Genomic DNA, 15,848 nt, shown 5'->3' with positions numbered 1-15,848 from the left:
GCGGCGCTTCTCATGTCGCATCATTTAGCCAAGCGCAAGCATTGTCGGGTGAACCAGGGCTCAAATCCTCGGCAACACTAAATTCATTAACGAGGGGTAGACCCTTTGCATGGCAGGATCGCGGTCCAATTCCGCCCGTCTTGCGGAGCGAGGAACCGTGTCGAGCATCGGGCTTGCCCACCACATCGTCCGCCAGAATGACGGCACCTCCACCGGTGTCTGGGGCATCTATACGCTTCAGAGCGCCTTCCAGCCGATCTTCGCCTTCAGGAATGGCAAGCTGTCGGTTGTCGCGTTCGAGGGGCTTATCCGGCCGTTTCGCGACGGCGAGCCGCAATCGCCGATGAGTTTTTTCAGGAGCTGTCCGGCCGGCGACCGCCTGCATATCGAGGCGCTGACACGGACACTTCACCTTTTGAATGCCGGCGCATGCCTGCCGGAAGAGGCGTCCATCTTCATCAATTTCGACCCCTCGGTGTTCACCGATCGCGCCATCTCCGACCATGCGCTGCGCGACATGCGGCTGGTTCTGCAGGAGGCCGGCATCGATCCGCGCCGTGTCGTCTGCGAGGTGACCGAGCAGAAATCGGCATCGCAGGAAACGCTGTACAGTTTCGTCGCGGCGCTCAAGGCCAATGGTTTTCGCATCGCCGTCGACGATTACGGCGCCGACGAGTCCGACATCAACCGCGTCAAGGACCTCAAGCCGGACATCGTCAAGTTCGATGCGCACTGGATCACACAGCTGATGGAGTCCGGCGCCGGCTTTGCCCTGTTGACCGCCATGGTGACGAGCTTCGAACAGCAAGGCATCCGCACCGTGTTCGAGGGCATCGAGGAAGGCTGGCAGCTTGAGCTGGCCGAAAAATCGGGAGCCTCCATGGTGCAGGGTTTCGCGGTGGGGCGACCGGAACTGGCACCGACCAGTTTTCGTGCATTCGGCAAGGACACGCAGCCATCGGCCGCGGCAGCCGATGCTGGGACTTCCAAGCCAACCGCGGCGCCGTCGGCACGCCCGGTGAAAGCATTCGGGCGCAGGAAGACGCCATGATCCGCCCCGGCGACAGGCGGCGCAACGCCGGCGAGGCGATCTTTGCCGACGAGATCGGGATCGAATATGGCATCTATGGCGAGTTCCGGCTGAAGAGCGCCTATCAGCCGATCTTCATGCCGCGCGGCCGGTCACTGACGGCGGTCGCGGTCGAAGCGCTGGTCGAACCGCACCGCGCAGGCATGCCGGTTGCGCCATCGGTGTTTTTCGGCGGCGTGCCAGTAGAGGATCGCCTGTTTGTCGAAACCATGTGCCGGATGCTGCATCTCAGGAATTTCCGCAATATCGGCGTCGATGGGCTTAACCTGTTCTTCAACTACAACCCGCTGATCAACGATCATCCCGGACGGGCGCTGGCCGAAATCCGGCTGATGGCCAGGCATCTCGGCGATCTCGGCCTGCATCCGGCGATGCTGGTCTGCGAGATCACCGAGCAGGCGGCCGACGACAAGGTGCTCATCAGCCTGGTGCACGAGATGCGGCGTAGCGGCTTCCGCATCGCCATCGACGATTTTGGCACCGGCCACTCGACGGAAGAGCGGATAAGCCTTCTGCATCCCGACATCGTCAAGATCGACGGCGCCTGGTTTGCGGAATTCTGCCGCCATGCCGCCGCCGAGCGGTTTTTTCGGCCGCTCGTCTCCATGCTGCATGATCGCGGCGCCAAGGTGCTGGTCGAGGGGATCGAGCAGTCCGTGCACCTTCGCGTTGCGCTGGAGGGAGGTGTCGACCTGCTGCAGGGCTTTCTCTTGGCGCGGCCGGCGCTCGCCGGCACGATCTTCAATGAAGAACCGCTGCGCATCGACACGCTGCTCGGCACCGACAACAAGGTCATCCCGTTGCATCAACGCCGCTGATGGACGCGCCAAAACAAATCACTGGTTGACGCTGTTCCCGTCGCGATAATTGCCTCAGCTGGGGAACGCAGCCCCAAGGGAGCGGCAATGACCATACTTTACGGGATGATCGACAGCGGCAATTGCTACAAACCGCGCCTGTTGATGGCCAAGCTCGGCATCGCCTTCACCAACATCGAGGTGAGTTCGCACACCGGCGAGACGCGCAAGGCCGACTATGTCGCCAAGAACCCCAATGCCATGGTGCCGCTGCTGGAATTCGACGATGGTCGGCGGTTGGCCGAATCCAATGCCATCCTGCTCTATCTCGCCGAAGGCACGCGCTTCCTGCCGACCGACCGGTACGAGCGGGGGCTGGCCTATCAGTGGCTGTTCTTCGAGCAGTACAGCCACGAGCCCTATATCGCGGTGCGCAAGGCGCTGCTGACCTTTCCGGAAAGGGCCAGGGATGCGACGCCGGAGCGGCTGGCGGTGACGCTGGAGCGCGGCAACAAGGCGCTCGGCGTGATGAACAGGCATCTGGAAAGCAGCGCGTTCTTCGCCGGCGCTGCCCTCAGCGTCGCCGACATCGCGCTCTATGCCTATACGCACACGGCAGAGCAGGGCGGCTTCCAGCTCGACGCCTATCCGGCGGTGGCGGCCTGGCTGAAGCGGGTCGAGGCGGATCCGGGGCATGTGCCGATGGAATGGTTGGGATAAGCGATGTCGGCGATGAGAGCGTCCTTCTCCCCGTTCACGGGGAGAAGGTGGCGGCAGCCAGATGAGGGGCGGCGCCAGCTTCTCAAAGATTGGTCTGGTGATGGGAAGTTCTGATGTGTGGGCGCTGCCCCTCATCGCCCTGCCGGGCGTTCGTCATTCGAAAAGCCAAGCAATTGGCTTTTCGTCCGCTTCGCGGACCACTCCTCAACTCCCCGTAAACGGGGAGAAGGAGGCTGAACTCCAGGCAAATAAAAAGGCGGGATAAATCCCGCCTTCCCATTTCCGGTAGCCTGATCGGGAGCGTTTGGTCCGGGCTGGCAGCTATCTGCTGATCCAGCTTGTCGGGTCTTTTCGCTCCGGTGCGCTTCTCGCGCGACCGTCAGTACATCCGTGACTTGCCGCGCGCCCCGAGCTACCGCCCGGCGCGCGCCATTCGCAAAATCAGGCCGCCTTGCTCAGAGAACCAGCGGACGACTTGCCAGTGCGGCGGTCCTGCTCGATCTCGAAGTTGATCTTCTGGCCTTCGACCAGGGTCGACAGCCCAGCGCGCTCGACAGCGGAGATGTGAACGAAAACGTCCGCGCCGCCATTGTCAGGCTGGATGAAGCCGAAGCCCTTGGTGGAGTTAAACCACTTGACCGTACCAGTTGCCATTTAGATAGTCCTTCAACATTTGCTTTAGTTTGACCGAACCGAAGTCCAGCCGGTGTGCATCGAGATTTTGGAGATAGACGTCAGCAAACGCGAAGATCGCGAGGCCCGGATCGATCGGCCGAAATATCAATGGGACGCATATAGTCTGGTTTTGCACCAAAAACAAGATGGTGCGGAAAAAGGCGCCACCGCGGCGCTGCCCAACGACCGCCCCAATCGCGTGAAAGCGTTGCAAAATAAGGCCACGGCGCGCGCTCTTTTTTGGCACTCATTGTACGCTATGGCCTTGATTGTGCGCATGTTCCTTGCTGAAAAACCGATTGTGCGTTTCGAGGTCTGCGCGGCGGGAAGATCGTAGCGCCTTCTGGCGTTCGTCCGGTTTTGGGAGAAGACCATGAAAACCATTCTGCTTGCCGCATGCCTGACGCTGGTTGCCGCCGAGGCGCAGGCGATCTCGCGCTATGACCCCACCCATATGAGCTGCGGCGAGGTGCAGGCGACGATCGCCAGGCAAGGCGCGGTCATCCTGCGCTACCAGTCGACGCGCGTGCCTGGGCTGCCGCTCTACGATCGCTATGTGCAGAGCGAACAATTCTGCAACATTGGCGAGGTCAGGAAGCGCGTCTATGTGCCAAGCGCCGACACGAAATCCTGCCCGGTCTACATCTGCAAGCGGGTGGATTCGGAGAGGCGTTTCCGCCGGCGACTTCTCCCGGACTAGAGTTTTCCAGGCGTTATCCCGAAACAGGGTCGGGCTCACGTGCCGGCCTTAGAATCCGAACGATACCTGTGCCGGCGGCGGCGGGCCGACGCGCACGCCTTCCATCGCCAGCATCTTTTCCTTGGTGGCCGAGCCGCCCGGTGCCGAAAATCCGCCGATCTTGCCGCCTGCGGCAAGAATGCGATGGCACGGGATGACCAGCGGCACCGGGTTGGCGCCGAGGGCAGATCCCGTTTCCCGCGCGAGCCCGCCATGGCCGGCGCGCTTGGCCAGTTCGCCATAGGTGGTGGTTTCGCCATAGCTCAGTTTTCGCGCCGCGTCGTAGATGGCAAGGCGGAAATCGTCGACGCCGGCGAGATCGACCGGCACGCCGGAGAAATCGATATCCTCGCCAGCCGCATAGGCCTTGATCGAGGCGATCAGTTCGACCACCCATTGCGGCTGGTCGGTGGAGGTGGAAACACCGGCATGGCGAAACAGCCGGCGCTCAACCGCCTCGCGACTGCGCTCGGGCAGGCAAAGCCGGATCAGGCCTGTCTCGCTCCAGGCGATGCCCATGAAGCCGATCACTGTTTCTAACACTGCGTGGCCGGCTGTGATCGCGGGTGCGTTTTCCATGGTGGCTCCTTTTCGCAAAAGGCCAAGAAACGGCTAGGTGTCTGGTACAGATAGGGAACAATATCGCAGCTTGCACCCGACCTCGCCACCCGAAAACCACCTGATGGCCCTGATTGCCGCAGGAAAAGCGCTGGTGTAAGGACTTCTTAACAACCCGACAAACTGGACCCCCGCGGCTTGCCAGCGAAAATCATCATCACCGCAATCGGCGTGCTCGCTGCCGCGGCCGGCCTCAGCGGCTGCACCTCGACATCGCAGACCAAGCCTATGCCGGCGCTTGCCGCGGCCGCCACGCCTGCCGTCGTGGACGACACGCCGACGGTTGCGCTGCCTGAAACCGTGGCCGTGCTGCCGGAACCGTCCGGTCTTGCCCAGGTTCAGACGGCGGCGCTAGCCGGCGGCGAGACGGTCGCCGCGGCGACGCTAGGCGCGCCGGCGACACCTGGCGCGGCGCTGCCGCCGCCCGCGCAGCCTGGCGCGGCGCTGGCCCAGCCGGCCGCCTTTGCCGGCTCGACACCCATCGCCGGACAGTTTCCGCCACCGCCGGCCGTGATGGCCGGCACATCGCCGACAAGCCCCGGCTCCATCAAGGCCGTCTATGCCACCGCGGCCGTCGCCATGCCGATCACCGGGCAGACGATGAAGGCAGCACCGATGCCTGGCGTTCAACAAGTCGCCTATGTGGTGCCTGAGAATCCGGCGCTGCTCGCGCCTCCCGGCCAGCCCGAGGAGCATGCAGCCGGACCGCGCGGCGAAATCGAGCGGCTGATCGAGAAATATGCCGCGCTCTATCAGGTGCCGGTGGATCTGGTGCGCCATGTCGTCAACCGCGAGAGCACCTTCAACCCGAAGGCCTACAATCACGGCCATTGGGGGCTGATGCAGATCAAGCACGCGACGGCGCGCGGCATGGGGTATCTCGGACCGGCAAGCGGCCTGTTCGATGCCGAGACCAATCTCAAATATGCGGTGAAGTATCTGCGCGGCGCCTGGCTGGTCTCCGACGGCAATGCCAAGCGCGCCGACCGGCTCTACCAGACCGGCTATTACTACGACGCCAAGCGCAAGGGCCTGCTGGAAGAAACCGGCCTTGGCCGCGACCGTTCACGGCGGCGCCTGCAGCCCGATGCCTGAGCCGCGTCCGCCGGCGCTCAACGACATCCGGCTGCGCAAGATCCTCGACGACACGCTCGTTATGCCGCGCTGGCCCGAAGGCTTTGTCATGCGCGGCTTTGCGACTTCTGATGCGCTCGCCTTGCATGCGCTGCTGACAGAAGTGTTCGACGACGGCAGCGACGGTCCGTTCGACGAATGGTGGCCACGCATTGCAGGTGACGCCGAATTCGATCCGGCCTTGTGCTTCCTGGTCATCGACGACAAGGGCCGGCTGGCGGGGGCGGCGCTCTGCTGGACGCGGGCCTTCGTCAAGGACCTTGCCGTCCACCCCGAGGCGCGCGGCAGGGGTATTGCCGAGGCGCTGATGTGGCACGCCTTCGCCGTCTTTCATGCGCGCGGCGCCGCTTATGTCGACCTGAAGACCAACACCGTCGAGAACGCTGCGGCTGTCCGGCTCTACGAGCGGCTGGGTATGACGCCTGTCGCCTGGGAAGGGTAGGGCGGTTTCTGCTGCCGCGAAGCCACGCGCCCGAGGAATGCGTTGGGTTTGTGAACTGCTTCACATAGGCCGCTGCAGGCAAATGTTAACCACATATCCACGCCGCTCGGCCGATCAGGGATCTGCGAGAGGCAAGATATCGGAGTGGGCTGCGCCGGCATGTGTCGGTCCCTCCCGGGCGGGTCTCAGGCGGGGGTTTGGGACCCGCCTGTTCTTGGCGGTTCGCTCGCAAGCTTGCTTCTTCAGCTCGGTATCGGTGTGTCTGACGCCCGCTCAGATGTCAGGTGCGTTGCCGATCTTTCGTTTGAGCTCGAGCGCCCAGGCGCGGCCTTCGTCGCCGCCCCATAGCAGCCAGGCGATGTGGCCTGCCGACGGGTTCGCCTCATTGCCGTAATTCTTGCCGCGCTTGTCGACCTCGTGGCGGGCGAAATAACTGACCATGCGGCGGATGGTGGAGGGGGCGAGCTTTTCGCGGTTCATCAGTTCGGTGGCCCGCGCCACGCCGATCTCGGTACCGCCGCGGCCGAATTTTTCGCGCAGCCGCAGACCCTTGGCAGCGTTGTCGGCAACGATCTGCGGGCAGCGCAGGTCGATCTCGTCATCGTCGGCTTCGCGCATTTTTTTCCCCCGATCCTGCAAGCTCTAGCCGATGGGAAGAATGCGGGGAAGCGGGACAGGTTCCGCAGTGCGGCACAGCGGTGGCGTGAAAAATGTCGGAAGCGATCGCTGCCAAACGTCCTTGGTTTGCAGAGCAACCGCGCCGGGACGCCGGCGCGACGAACCAGGGAGCCGACCATGATCACCTTTCCCAACGAATCCGCGAAATACCGCACCGCCCGCCAAAGACTGCTGCAGAAGGAAATCGAGCTGCGCCGGGTCATGGAAGACGTCGCCGTGGCGCGGCGCGCGCTACCGCCGGGCGGGCTGGTGCCGCAGGACTATGTGTTCGACAGGCTCGGCGCCGATGGTCGGCCGGCCAAGGTCAAATTGTCGGAGCTGTTTGCGCCGGGCAAGGACACGCTGATCATCTACTCCATGATGTTTCCGCGCCATCCCAAGGAAACGCGAGACGTGGCCACCAGCGGCGGCACGGCGAAGCTTGCGCGGCCGGACCAGCCATGCCCATCCTGCACCGGCCTGCTCGATCAGTTCGACGGTGCCGTCGGCCATCTCGAAGCCGCCGGGTTCAATTTCGCCGTGGTCGGCAAGACCGCGCTCGACAATCTGCTCACGCTTGGCCGCGATAGAGGCTGGCGCAACATGCGGCTCCTGTCCTGCGCCTCCAACAGCTTCAAGCGCGACTACAATGCGGAAGCCCCCGATGGCGCGCAGCTGCCGTTGCTGTCGGTGTTCCACCGCGATGCCGATGGTGTCAGGCATTTCTGGAGCTCGGAGCTTGGCTTCGCGCCGCAGGAACCCGGCCAGGACCCGCGCGCCATCGGCACGTGCGAGCCCCTGTGGAACCTGATGGATCTTACGCCGCAAGGCGGCCGGATTGGCACGAGCAATTGCAGTATGGCGAGGCGTGCTGCCATTGAGGGGGAGGGCCGTGGTGCTTCAGAGATGACCTGGCGCTCTACGGCGCCCCCCTCTGTCCTGCCGGACATCTCCCCCACTTGGAGGGAGATCGGCCGACACCGCAGCCTTCGCCAATTGTCAACGTCGCAGAGAAGCCGGCGCGAAAGCTGCCAATCTCCCCACCTGTGGGGGAGATGTCCGGCAGGACAGAGGGGGGGCGCCGTAGGGCGCCACGGCAGGCGCTTCAGATGCCTGCACCAACTCGAGGGAGAATCCCATGCCCAAGATCGACCTGTCCGCCGTGCCCGCCCGCAAAGGCTCGGGCTACCCCGCACCCTTCGATGCACCCTGCGCAACCCGCACCCGGCGGCGCCTCGGCGATGCCGGTGGCCTCACCGATTTTGGCGTCAATCTGATGACATTGCCATCAGGCGGCTGGTCCAGCCAGCGCCACTGGCACAGCCATGAGGACGAGTTCGTCTATGTGCTGGAAGGCGAACTGGTGCTGGTCGAAGACGGCGGCGAGACGCTGCTGCGCGCCGGCGACTGCGCCACCTTTGCCAAGAACAGCGGCAATGGCCATCATTTGATCAACCGGTCCGCCACGACGGCGCTCTATCTGGAGGTCGGCTCACGCAATCCCGACGATGTCATCACTTGCTCCGACATCGACATGATGAGCCCCAGTTCCGACGGACGGTTCTTGCACAAGGACGGCACGCCGTATCCGGGGCAGGGGTGAGGACTGGACCATTCGTCGGCGCTGGCGTTCGCCGGACAGCGCGATAAGCTCCCTGCCAAACCCAGGGAGATTGTCATGAAAAAAGAAGTCATCGAGGTGCCGGTGATGTCGGCCAAGGTGCGGGCGCTTGGCCTGCCATGCTCGACCGCAGTCAGGGCCAACGGCTTCGTGTTCATCTCGGCGACGCCGCCGGTGGACATGGTGACCGGCGAAATGGTGCGCGGCGACATCGAAACGCAGACTGAAGCGTCGCTGAAGGCGCTGAAACATTGCCTGGAAGCGGCTGGCACTTCGCTCGACAACGTGGTGATGGTGCGCATCTACGCCGTCAATTCCGGCTTCTACAACGCCATCAACCGGGTCTATGCCAAGTACTTCAGCGTGAACCCGCCGGCGCGCAGCTTCGTGCCGGTGGCGTCATGGCCGATGGAGTTTGATATCGAGATCGAGTGTGTGGCGGTGGCGTGAGGCATTGGAAATAGAAACTGCTTTGGCGCTTCTAGGAGCTTGAACCAGTCCTTTCCTGTCAATTTCAAACGATCAATTTCGTCTTCAGCAAGCAAACCACAGTGGCGCGGCGCAGCGACTTCGAGTCCGCCTTCTGGCCATCAGTCGTGTTGAAGACGATCTGCCCTGGCGGTTGCGGATGGCGCCCTCGATGTACGGGCGGCCTTCCAGCAGCTTGTTGATTTTTGCCTGCCTTGTGCGTCGGCGTCAGGGCGCCCATAGTCACGGGCGGCCGCGGTGCCGGCCAAGGAATGACAATGCTTGAGCAGCCGGAGCAATGAGCACGAGCCCACTACGTGTGGCGGTCGTTGGCGGCGGCATTGGCGGCGCCGCCACTGCTTACGCCCTGCATCAACGCGGCATTGACGTTCGTCTCTACGAGCAGGCGGCAGCCCTGGCCGAGGTTGGGGCCGGCGTCGCGATCCAGCCGAACGGTGTCCGGATGCTTCGGCGGCTCGGTCTCGGCTACGAGCTGATCCGCTCGGGAGCCAGATGGATCGACCCACAGTTTCGTCGCGCCGATGGATCCTATGCCGCGGCAATGTGGCCCCCCGAGCTTGCCAGCCAGATCGAGTTCCACGGCATGCACCGCGCCGATTTGCTGGCAATGTTCGTCGACCGGCTATCTCCCGACGTTGTGAAGACTGGTCACAGATGCATCGGCTTCGAACAGGATGACGAGCAGGCCGTCATCACTTTCGCCAATGGCTTGCGCACCACGGCCGACGTCGTGATCGCGGCTGACGGCATCCATTCAACCCTTCAGCAGTTCGTCGTTGCCCCGTCCGCCCCGCTCTATTCGGGATCGGTCGCCTATCGAGGGGTGATCCCGGCGGCGAGCGTCTCGTGGCCGTCGGGGGCGATGCGCAACTGGCTCGGTCCGGGCCGGCATTTTCTCGTCTTTCCGGTGCGCGCCGGCCAACTCATCAACTACGTCGGCTTTGTCACGACTGATGAGCCGATGAAGGAGTCATGGTCGGCACGGGGCGAGCCCGCCACCCTTGCCCGGGAGTTCGCCGGCTGGGATCCAATGGTCGAGACGATCATTGCCCAGGTGAAAGCGACGTTTCGCTGGGGCCTGTTCGATCGCGAGCCGCTGGCGCGCTGGACTTGCGGGCGCCTGACCCTTTTGGGTGACGCCGCCCACCCGATGCTGCCGCACATTGGACAAGGAGCCAACCAGGCCATCGAAGACGCCGTTGCCCTGGCCACCGTGCTGAGCCATGCAGACCGCAAGTCTGCCCCACGGGCGCTGTTGATTTACGAGCAGCTACGGCGTGAGCGGACTGCCGGCGTCCAGCGCATGTCACGCGTGAGTGGCGCTCGCTATGACGCCTCCAGCGGCGACTTGCATAGCCGCGACCGCCAGCTTGACGCCCAGCGGCAGGAACGCGCCTGGGTCTGGAACCACGACGCCTATGCCGAAGCCGAGGCGGCCGCCGCTTCGCTAGTCTAGGCGAAATACTCCTGCAGCGGCCGCACCTCGAGGCTCCCTGCCTTCAGCGCCGCAATCGCTTCCGCCACCGCAGCCGCACCCGACAGCGTGGTGTAATACGGCACCTTCTGCATCAGCGTGGCGCGGCGCAGCGATTTTGAGTCCGATACCGCTTTCTGCCCATCCGTCGTGTTGAAGACGATCTGCACCTGGCGGTTGCGGATGGCGTCCTCGATGTGGGGGCGGCCTTCCAGCACCTTGTTGATTTTCTGGGCGTCGACGCCGTTTTCGGCGAGGAAGCGCTGCGTGCCGGAGGTCGCCAGCACCTTGAAGCCGAGGCCGGCCAGACGCTTCACGGCGCCGAGGATACCCTTCTTGTCCTCGTCGCGCACCGAGACGAACAGCGTGCCGGAGCGCGGCAGGTCGACGCCGGCCCCTAACTGGCTCTTGGCGAAGGCGAGCGCAAAGTCGCGGTCGAGGCCCATGACTTCGCCGGTTGAGCGCATTTCCGGCCCGAGCAAGATGTCGACGCCGGGGAAGCGGGCGAAGGGGAAGACAGCTTCCTTGACCGCGATGTGGCCGGGGTTACGGGGGTCTGGCATGGCGCCGTAATGGGCGAAGGCGTCTTCCAGTTTCTCGCCAGCCATGATGCGGGCAGCGATCTTGGCGATCGGCCGGCCGATGGTCTTGGCGACGAAGGGCACGGTGCGTGACGCGCGCGGATTGACCTCCAGCACATAGACGACGCCGTCCTTGATCGCATACTGCACGTTCATCAGGCCGCCGACATTGAGCGCGCGGGCAAGGGCTGCCGTCTGGCGCTCCAGCTCATCCACCAGTTCCGAGGGAAGCGAGTGCACCGGCAGCGAGCAGGCGCTGTCGCCCGAATGGATGCCGGCCTCCTCGATGTGCTCAAGAATGCCGGAGACGAAGGTCGCCTTGCCGTCGCACAGGCAGTCGACATCGACCTCGATGGCGCCCGAGAGATAGGTGTCGAACAGCAGCGGGTTCTTGCCCAAGAGCGTGTTGATCTGGCCGGTCTTGTCGTTGGGGTATTTCTGCTTGATGTCCTCCGGCACCAGGCCGGGCACGGTGTCGAGCAGATAGGTTTGCAGCATGCCCTCGTCATGGATGATCTGCATGGCGCGGCCGCCCAGCACATAGGAGGGGCGCACCACCAGGGGGAAGCCGAGCTCACCGGCGACGAGGCGGGCCTGCTCGACCGAATAGGCGATGCCGTTCTTGGGCTGGGTGAGGCCGAGCCTGTGCAGCAGCTTCTGGAAACGGTCGCGGTCTTCGGCGAGATCGATCATGTCGGGTGACGTGCCGAGGATCGGGATGCCGGCCTTCTCCAGCGCGTCGGCGAGCTTCAGCGGCGTCTGGCCGCCGAACTGGACGATGACGCCGACCAGCTCGCCCGATGCCTGTTCGGCGCGCAGGATCTCCAGCACGTCCTCGGCCGTCAGCGGCTCGAAATAGAGCCGGTCGGAAGTGTCGTAGTCGGTCGACACGGTCTCCGGATTGCAGTTGATCATTATCGCCTCATAGCCGGCGTCGCGCAGCGCGAAGGCCGCGTGGCAGCAGCAATAGTCGAACTCAATGCCCTGGCCGATGCGGTTGGGACCGCCACCGAGGATGACGACCTTCTTGCGCGACGACACCTGCGCCTCGTTCGCAAGCGCGCCGGCGAACGGCACTTCATAGGTCGAGTACATGTAGGCGGTGGGCGAGGCGAACTCGGCCGCACAGGTGTCGATGCGCTTATAAACCGGATGAACGTCGAGCTTTTCGCGAATCTTCGCAATCACTTCGGCGTCGGTCTTCGTCAATGAGGCGAGGCGGGCATCGGAGAAGCCCATGGCCTTCAGCATGCGCAGATTGACGGCGTCCTCGGGGATGCCGTGCTCGCGGATGCGGGCTTCCATATCAAGGATGCCGGCGATCTGTTCGAGGAACCACGGGTCGATCTTGCACATGGCGTGCACGTCTTCGAGCGAAGTGCCCATGCGGATCGCCTGCGCCACCATGCGCAGCCGGTCGGGCGTCGGCGTGCCCAAGGCGGCGCGAATAGCGTTGCGGTCGTCGGCGTGGTTGGCGATTGCTGCTCCGTGGCCGAGGCCGGGGATCTCGATCTCGTCCAACCCGGTAAGGCCGGTTTCGAGACCACGCAACGCCTTCTGCAGCGATTCCTGGAAGGTGCGACCGATGGCCATGACTTCGCCGACCGACTTCATCGACGTGGTCAGCACCGGCTCGGCGCCGGGGAATTTCTCGAAGGCAAAGCGCGGGATCTTGGTGACGACATAGTCGATCGACGGCTCGAAGGAAGCTGGCGTGGCGCCGCCGGTGATGTCGTTCTCCAGCTCGTCCAGCGTGTAGCCGACGGCGAGCTTTGCCGCGATCTTGGCGATCGGGAAACCGGTCGCCTTGGAGGCGAGCGCGGAGGAGCGCGAAACGCGCGGGTTCATCTCGATGACGACGAGGCGGCCGTCGGCAGGGTTGACGGCGAACTGGACGTTGGAGCCGCCGGTCTCGACGCCGATCTCTCTGAGCACCGCGATCGAGGCATTTCGCATCATCTGGTATTCTTTGTCGGTCAGCGTCAGCGCCGGGGCGACGGTGATCGAATCGCCGGTGTGCACGCCCATCGGGTCGATGTTCTCGATCGAGCAGACGATGATGCAATTGTCCGCCTTGTCGCGGACGACCTCCATCTCATACTCCTTCCAGCCGAGCACGCTTTCCTCGATCAGCACTTCGGTGGTCGGCGAGGCGTCGAGGCCGGATTGGACGATCTCGTAGAATTCGGCACGGTTGTAGGCGATGCCGCCGCCGGTGCCGCCCATGGTGAAGGACGGGCGGATGATGGCGGGCAGCCCGACATGGTCGAGCGCCTGGGCGGCGATCGCCATGCCATGGCTGATGTAGCGCTGCTTGCGGTCGCCTTCGCCGAGGTTCCAGCGGGTTTCCAGCGCGTCGAGCGCCGCGTCGAGATTGTCCGGCTTCTCGGCCTTGAGTGCGGCGCGCTCGGCCTCATGCGTCTTGCGGTCGGTGTTCTTGACGTCGGTGGCGTTGGCCAGCATCGACTTTGGTGTTTCGAGGCCGATCTTCTGCATCGCCTCGCGAAACAAAGCGCGGTCCTCGGCCTTGTCGATGGCCGTGGCGTCGGCGCCGATCATCTCGACATTGTAGCGGTCGAGCACGCCCATGCGACGCAGCGACAAAGCGGTGTTGAGCGCGGTCTGGCCGCCCATGGTCGGCAGCAGCGCGTCCGGCCGCTCCTTGGCGATGATCTTGGCCACCACTTCCGGCGTGATCGGCTCGATATAGGTGGCGTCGGCCAGTTCCGGATCGGTCATGATGGTGGCCGGGTTGGAATTGACCAGGATGACGCGGAAGCCTTCCTCCTTCAGCGCCTTGCAGGCCTGGGTGCCGGAATAGTCGAACTCGCAGGCCTGACCGATGACGATGGGGCCGGCCCCGATGATCAGGATCGACTTGATGTCAGTGCGTCTTGGCATGTCATAGGTCCGTTCGGCGGGCGGCTTGCACAAAAAACCGGGACGGGAAGACCCGGCCGGTTGTGCTCGCGATTCTGGTATCAGGCTAGGAGGGCCTTATAGGGAAGAGTTTTGGCGGATGTAACCCCGAAAATGAGGGTTCTTGCTAATCCCCAAGCGCCAGCGCATCCGTAATCTCGAACCGCTCAGACACGCCGACACGGACGATGCTCAGGCTGCCCTCTCGAGTGAAGCGGAAGTCGCCGGGCGCGTTCGAGCTGGTCGGCAGGCCGGCGGAAAAGCTGATGACACGCGTGCCGCCATCGGGCCAGGTCACGGTCACGTCGGCCTTGCCGGCGTCCATGCGGACGATGCTTGCCGCACAGCTTGTCATCGGCTGGCCGATATAGCGGGCGCAGGGAACCTCGCCGGTGGCAGTGGGGGCGGGCGCGTTTGGCGCCGGCGCTTCTATCTCCCCGGCCGACGGGTCGGCCGCGAACGCCATTGTGTAGGCATCCTCGATGGCGGTCTTGCCGATAATTTCAGCCGCCGTCTGAGCGGCTTCAGGATCGCCCAGCCGCGCTGTCAGGCCGGGCGGCGGCAGGTCCGTTGTTGCAGAGGACGCGCCGGCGCCGGGCGTGTCAGCATCCGAAACGGCCACCGGGTTCTCAGGGTTCAGATAGCGGGCCGGAGCCCATCCCGCCAGTTGCGGATTGGCGATGTCCTCGACCTTGCACCAGCGATGCCCGTTGACGTCGTTGCAGCCGAGGTTCTTCACGCTCGAACCGCTCGGCAGGCGCGCTTCGGTCTTGCCGATCGGCGATGGCGTGGCGCGGACGTTGAGAAGATCGCCCGGGGCGAGGTTGGTGACGATGGAGATGACCAGAGCCGGATCGTCCTCGGCCTTGGCCGCGATTGCCGCCAGCAGCAGCGGAGCGGCAATCAGCGCGGCCAGCGTCGTCCGGAAGGAAAGTGTGCGCCTCATCATCTGGCCGTGGGCGATCGATTGCATTGCCGAGAATGCGGCCAGACTCACGAGCGCCACCGCATGCCACGCCGGTTTAATAAGCAACGACATGGCGCTATGTAAGCCCGAAAATACGGCTGGTTTGCGGGGAGTGCCGTCCGGCTCTGCGGGGACATGAACGCGTTCCGCGTTCAACCCGGCATATACCCGGTTCGCAGCGCGTAGGCCCATTCCGGCCTTCCCGCCTGCTCGGCCTGCCGTGCCGCCGCCTCGTGGTCGTAGTCGACGGCGATGGTTTCGAAGATGTCGGGGCGGCCGCCACCCAATGTGACGATGCCGTAGCGCGCGTGCGGCGAGCCTTGCTCGGAGACGTGTGCCGGCGGCGTCGAATCGTCATAGGCGGGGCAGCCGATGCTGCCCGGATTGAAGATGACCGGACCACCGGGAATGCGGATCAGCTCGCTGCGGTGGCTGTGACCGCACAGCACGATGCGGCATGACGGGTCGAGGCTCTTCAGCCGCCGCTTGATCGCTGCCAGCGGCGCGCGCACCAACTGGCCATCGGTAATCGCGTCAGCCAGATATTTCTCGTCATGGTCGGGCCGGGCGTGAAAGGCGATCACGCCGGGCGCGATCTCCAGCGTCAGCGGCTGGGCGAACAGTACCTCGCGCTGTGCCACGGTCAGCCGCTCCTGCGCATAGCGGTCGGACGCCCACATCGTGTCGTCGGCCGGGTCGCGGGCGACGCGGCGGTCGTGGTTGCCGCGCACCGTCGGCAGGTTGAGCATTTCCAGCCGTTCAAAAGTCTCGCGCGGCCAGAGCGGACCAGAGACGCTGTCGCCGAGATTGACGGTGAGGTCCGCGCCGCCGCGCTGCTTCAGATCTTCGAGCACCGCGTCGAGGGCCAGCACGTTGCCGTGGATATCGGCGAGGACGGCGATGCGCATTCAGAAGCTCCGGTTGG

At 64.2% G+C, this 15,848-nt stretch carries 16 protein-coding genes and 1 pseudogene; 11 read left to right on the top strand and 6 right to left on the bottom strand.

Annotated elements, in window-relative coordinates; genetic code table 11:
• Nucleotides 1-109 precede the first annotated feature (109 nt).
• From AC1DVW_RS10165 to AC1DVW_RS10155, 3 genes are all read left to right on the top strand, one after another.
• Nucleotides 110-1,051 (top strand): EAL domain-containing protein, encoded by a 942-nt coding sequence (locus AC1DVW_RS10165; protein ID WP_477245334.1) that lies wholly within the window; start codon nt 110-112, stop codon nt 1,049-1,051.
• Nucleotides 1,048-1,908, top strand: coding sequence for an EAL domain-containing protein (locus AC1DVW_RS10160; RefSeq protein WP_477322828.1), 861 nt, complete (start codon nt 1,048-1,050; stop codon nt 1,906-1,908). Before AC1DVW_RS10165 ends, AC1DVW_RS10160 begins: the two co-directional genes overlap by 4 nt.
• 87 nt (nt 1,909-1,995) lie before the next feature.
• Nucleotides 1,996-2,607 (top strand): glutathione S-transferase family protein, encoded by a 612-nt coding sequence (locus tag AC1DVW_RS10155; RefSeq protein ID WP_477245331.1) that lies wholly within the window; start codon nt 1,996-1,998, stop codon nt 2,605-2,607.
• A gap of 441 nt (nt 2,608-3,048) precedes the next feature.
• Here AC1DVW_RS10155 and AC1DVW_RS10150 read toward each other — a convergent pair whose 3' ends face one another.
• A complete protein-coding gene (locus AC1DVW_RS10150; protein ID WP_112396569.1) occupies nt 3,049-3,261 on the bottom strand; it encodes a cold-shock protein in 213 nt (70 codons plus the stop codon).
• A gap of 52 nt (nt 3,262-3,313) precedes the next feature.
• Between AC1DVW_RS10150 and AC1DVW_RS10145 the strand changes: the two genes are divergently transcribed.
• Nucleotides 3,314-3,619, top strand: coding sequence for a hypothetical protein (locus AC1DVW_RS10145; protein ID WP_477322826.1), 306 nt, complete (start codon nt 3,314-3,316; stop codon nt 3,617-3,619).
• Between the two features lie 36 nt (nt 3,620-3,655).
• A complete protein-coding gene (locus tag AC1DVW_RS10140) occupies nt 3,656-3,982 on the top strand; it encodes a hypothetical protein (protein ID WP_477245326.1) in 327 nt (108 codons plus the stop codon).
• A gap of 48 nt (nt 3,983-4,030) precedes the next feature.
• Here AC1DVW_RS10140 and AC1DVW_RS10135 read toward each other — a convergent pair whose 3' ends face one another.
• Complete coding sequence (locus tag AC1DVW_RS10135; protein ID WP_477245324.1) at nt 4,031-4,600, bottom strand: methylated-DNA--[protein]-cysteine S-methyltransferase; 570 nt, start codon at nt 4,598-4,600, stop codon at nt 4,031-4,033.
• Between the two features lie 177 nt (nt 4,601-4,777).
• Between AC1DVW_RS10135 and AC1DVW_RS10130 the strand changes: the two genes are divergently transcribed.
• Nucleotides 4,778-5,734 (top strand): transglycosylase SLT domain-containing protein, encoded by a 957-nt coding sequence (locus tag AC1DVW_RS10130; protein WP_477245322.1) that lies wholly within the window; start codon nt 4,778-4,780, stop codon nt 5,732-5,734.
• Entirely contained in the window at nt 5,727-6,215 is a 489-nt protein-coding gene (locus AC1DVW_RS10125) for a GNAT family N-acetyltransferase (protein ID WP_477245321.1), read from the top strand. The genes AC1DVW_RS10130 and AC1DVW_RS10125 overlap by 8 nt, the downstream gene beginning before the upstream one ends.
• Before the next feature lie 273 nt (nt 6,216-6,488).
• Here the strand turns inward: AC1DVW_RS10125 and AC1DVW_RS10120 are convergent, their stop codons facing one another.
• Nucleotides 6,489-6,833, bottom strand: coding sequence for a hypothetical protein (locus tag AC1DVW_RS10120; protein WP_477322824.1), 345 nt, complete (start codon nt 6,831-6,833; stop codon nt 6,489-6,491).
• Between the two features lie 177 nt (nt 6,834-7,010).
• Between AC1DVW_RS10120 and AC1DVW_RS10115 the strand changes: the two are divergent.
• The 4 genes and pseudogenes from AC1DVW_RS10115 to AC1DVW_RS10100 all read left to right on the top strand — a co-directional run.
• Nucleotides 7,011-7,652: pseudogene (locus tag AC1DVW_RS10115) on the top strand (DUF899 family protein); the annotation flags it as partial.
• A 358-nt stretch (nt 7,653-8,010) separates the two neighbouring features.
• Nucleotides 8,011-8,475 (top strand): cupin domain-containing protein, encoded by a 465-nt coding sequence (locus tag AC1DVW_RS10110; RefSeq protein ID WP_477322823.1) that lies wholly within the window; start codon nt 8,011-8,013, stop codon nt 8,473-8,475.
• A gap of 75 nt (nt 8,476-8,550) precedes the next feature.
• A complete protein-coding gene (locus AC1DVW_RS10105) occupies nt 8,551-8,943 on the top strand; it encodes a RidA family protein (protein ID WP_113194079.1) in 393 nt (130 codons plus the stop codon).
• Nucleotides 8,944-9,259: 316 nt separating this feature from the next.
• Entirely contained in the window at nt 9,260-10,438 is a 1,179-nt protein-coding gene (locus AC1DVW_RS10100) for an FAD-dependent monooxygenase (protein ID WP_477322821.1), read from the top strand.
• Here AC1DVW_RS10100 and carB read toward each other — a convergent pair.
• The 3 genes from carB to AC1DVW_RS10085 all read right to left on the bottom strand — a co-directional run bounded on the left by carB (nt 10,435) and on the right by AC1DVW_RS10085 (nt 15,831).
• Nucleotides 10,435-13,938 (bottom strand): carbamoyl-phosphate synthase large subunit, encoded by a 3,504-nt coding sequence (gene carB, locus AC1DVW_RS10095; RefSeq protein ID WP_477322819.1) that lies wholly within the window; start codon nt 13,936-13,938, stop codon nt 10,435-10,437. The two genes, AC1DVW_RS10100 and carB, sit on opposite strands and share 4 nt — an antisense overlap.
• Before the next feature lie 145 nt (nt 13,939-14,083).
• The gene (locus tag AC1DVW_RS10090; protein WP_477322818.1) at nt 14,084-15,079 is read right to left on the bottom strand and encodes an SH3 domain-containing protein; all 996 of its coding nucleotides are present in this window, start codon (nt 15,077-15,079) and stop codon (nt 14,084-14,086) included.
• Nucleotides 15,076-15,831: a metallophosphoesterase family protein gene (locus AC1DVW_RS10085; protein WP_477322816.1), complete on the bottom strand. Its 756-nt coding sequence runs from the start codon at nt 15,829-15,831 to the stop codon at nt 15,076-15,078. Before AC1DVW_RS10085 ends, AC1DVW_RS10090 begins: the two co-directional genes overlap by 4 nt.
• Between the last annotated feature and the right edge of the window lie 17 nt (nt 15,832-15,848).

Source organism: Mesorhizobium sp. P3_B5 (assembly GCF_056402815.1).
The sequence above is the reverse complement of the archived record's forward strand: the minus strand, read 5'-3'. Positions and strand labels throughout refer to the sequence as shown.

Coding starts and splice junctions, on each gene's coding strand:
- carB (WP_477322819.1), bottom strand. CDS start 13,938: ATGCCAAGACGCACTGACATCAAGTCGATCCTGATCATCGGGGCCGGC.
- AC1DVW_RS10160 (WP_477322828.1), top strand. CDS start 1,048: ATGATCCGCCCCGGCGACAGGCGGCGCAACGCCGGCGAGGCGATCTTT.
- AC1DVW_RS10135 (WP_477245324.1), bottom strand. CDS start 4,600: ATGGAAAACGCACCCGCGATCACAGCCGGCCACGCAGTGTTAGAAACA.
- AC1DVW_RS10105 (WP_113194079.1), top strand. CDS start 8,551: ATGAAAAAAGAAGTCATCGAGGTGCCGGTGATGTCGGCCAAGGTGCGG.
- AC1DVW_RS10125 (WP_477245321.1), top strand. CDS start 5,727: ATGCCTGAGCCGCGTCCGCCGGCGCTCAACGACATCCGGCTGCGCAAG.
- AC1DVW_RS10140 (WP_477245326.1), top strand. CDS start 3,656: ATGAAAACCATTCTGCTTGCCGCATGCCTGACGCTGGTTGCCGCCGAG.
- AC1DVW_RS10120 (WP_477322824.1), bottom strand. CDS start 6,833: ATGCGCGAAGCCGACGATGACGAGATCGACCTGCGCTGCCCGCAGATC.
- AC1DVW_RS10085 (WP_477322816.1), bottom strand. CDS start 15,831: ATGCGCATCGCCGTCCTCGCCGATATCCACGGCAACGTGCTGGCCCTC.
- AC1DVW_RS10110 (WP_477322823.1), top strand. CDS start 8,011: ATGCCCAAGATCGACCTGTCCGCCGTGCCCGCCCGCAAAGGCTCGGGC.
- AC1DVW_RS10155 (WP_477245331.1), top strand. CDS start 1,996: ATGACCATACTTTACGGGATGATCGACAGCGGCAATTGCTACAAACCG.
- AC1DVW_RS10165 (WP_477245334.1), top strand. CDS start 110: ATGGCAGGATCGCGGTCCAATTCCGCCCGTCTTGCGGAGCGAGGAACC.
- AC1DVW_RS10150 (WP_112396569.1), bottom strand. CDS start 3,261: ATGGCAACTGGTACGGTCAAGTGGTTTAACTCCACCAAGGGCTTCGGC.
- AC1DVW_RS10100 (WP_477322821.1), top strand. CDS start 9,260: ATGAGCACGAGCCCACTACGTGTGGCGGTCGTTGGCGGCGGCATTGGC.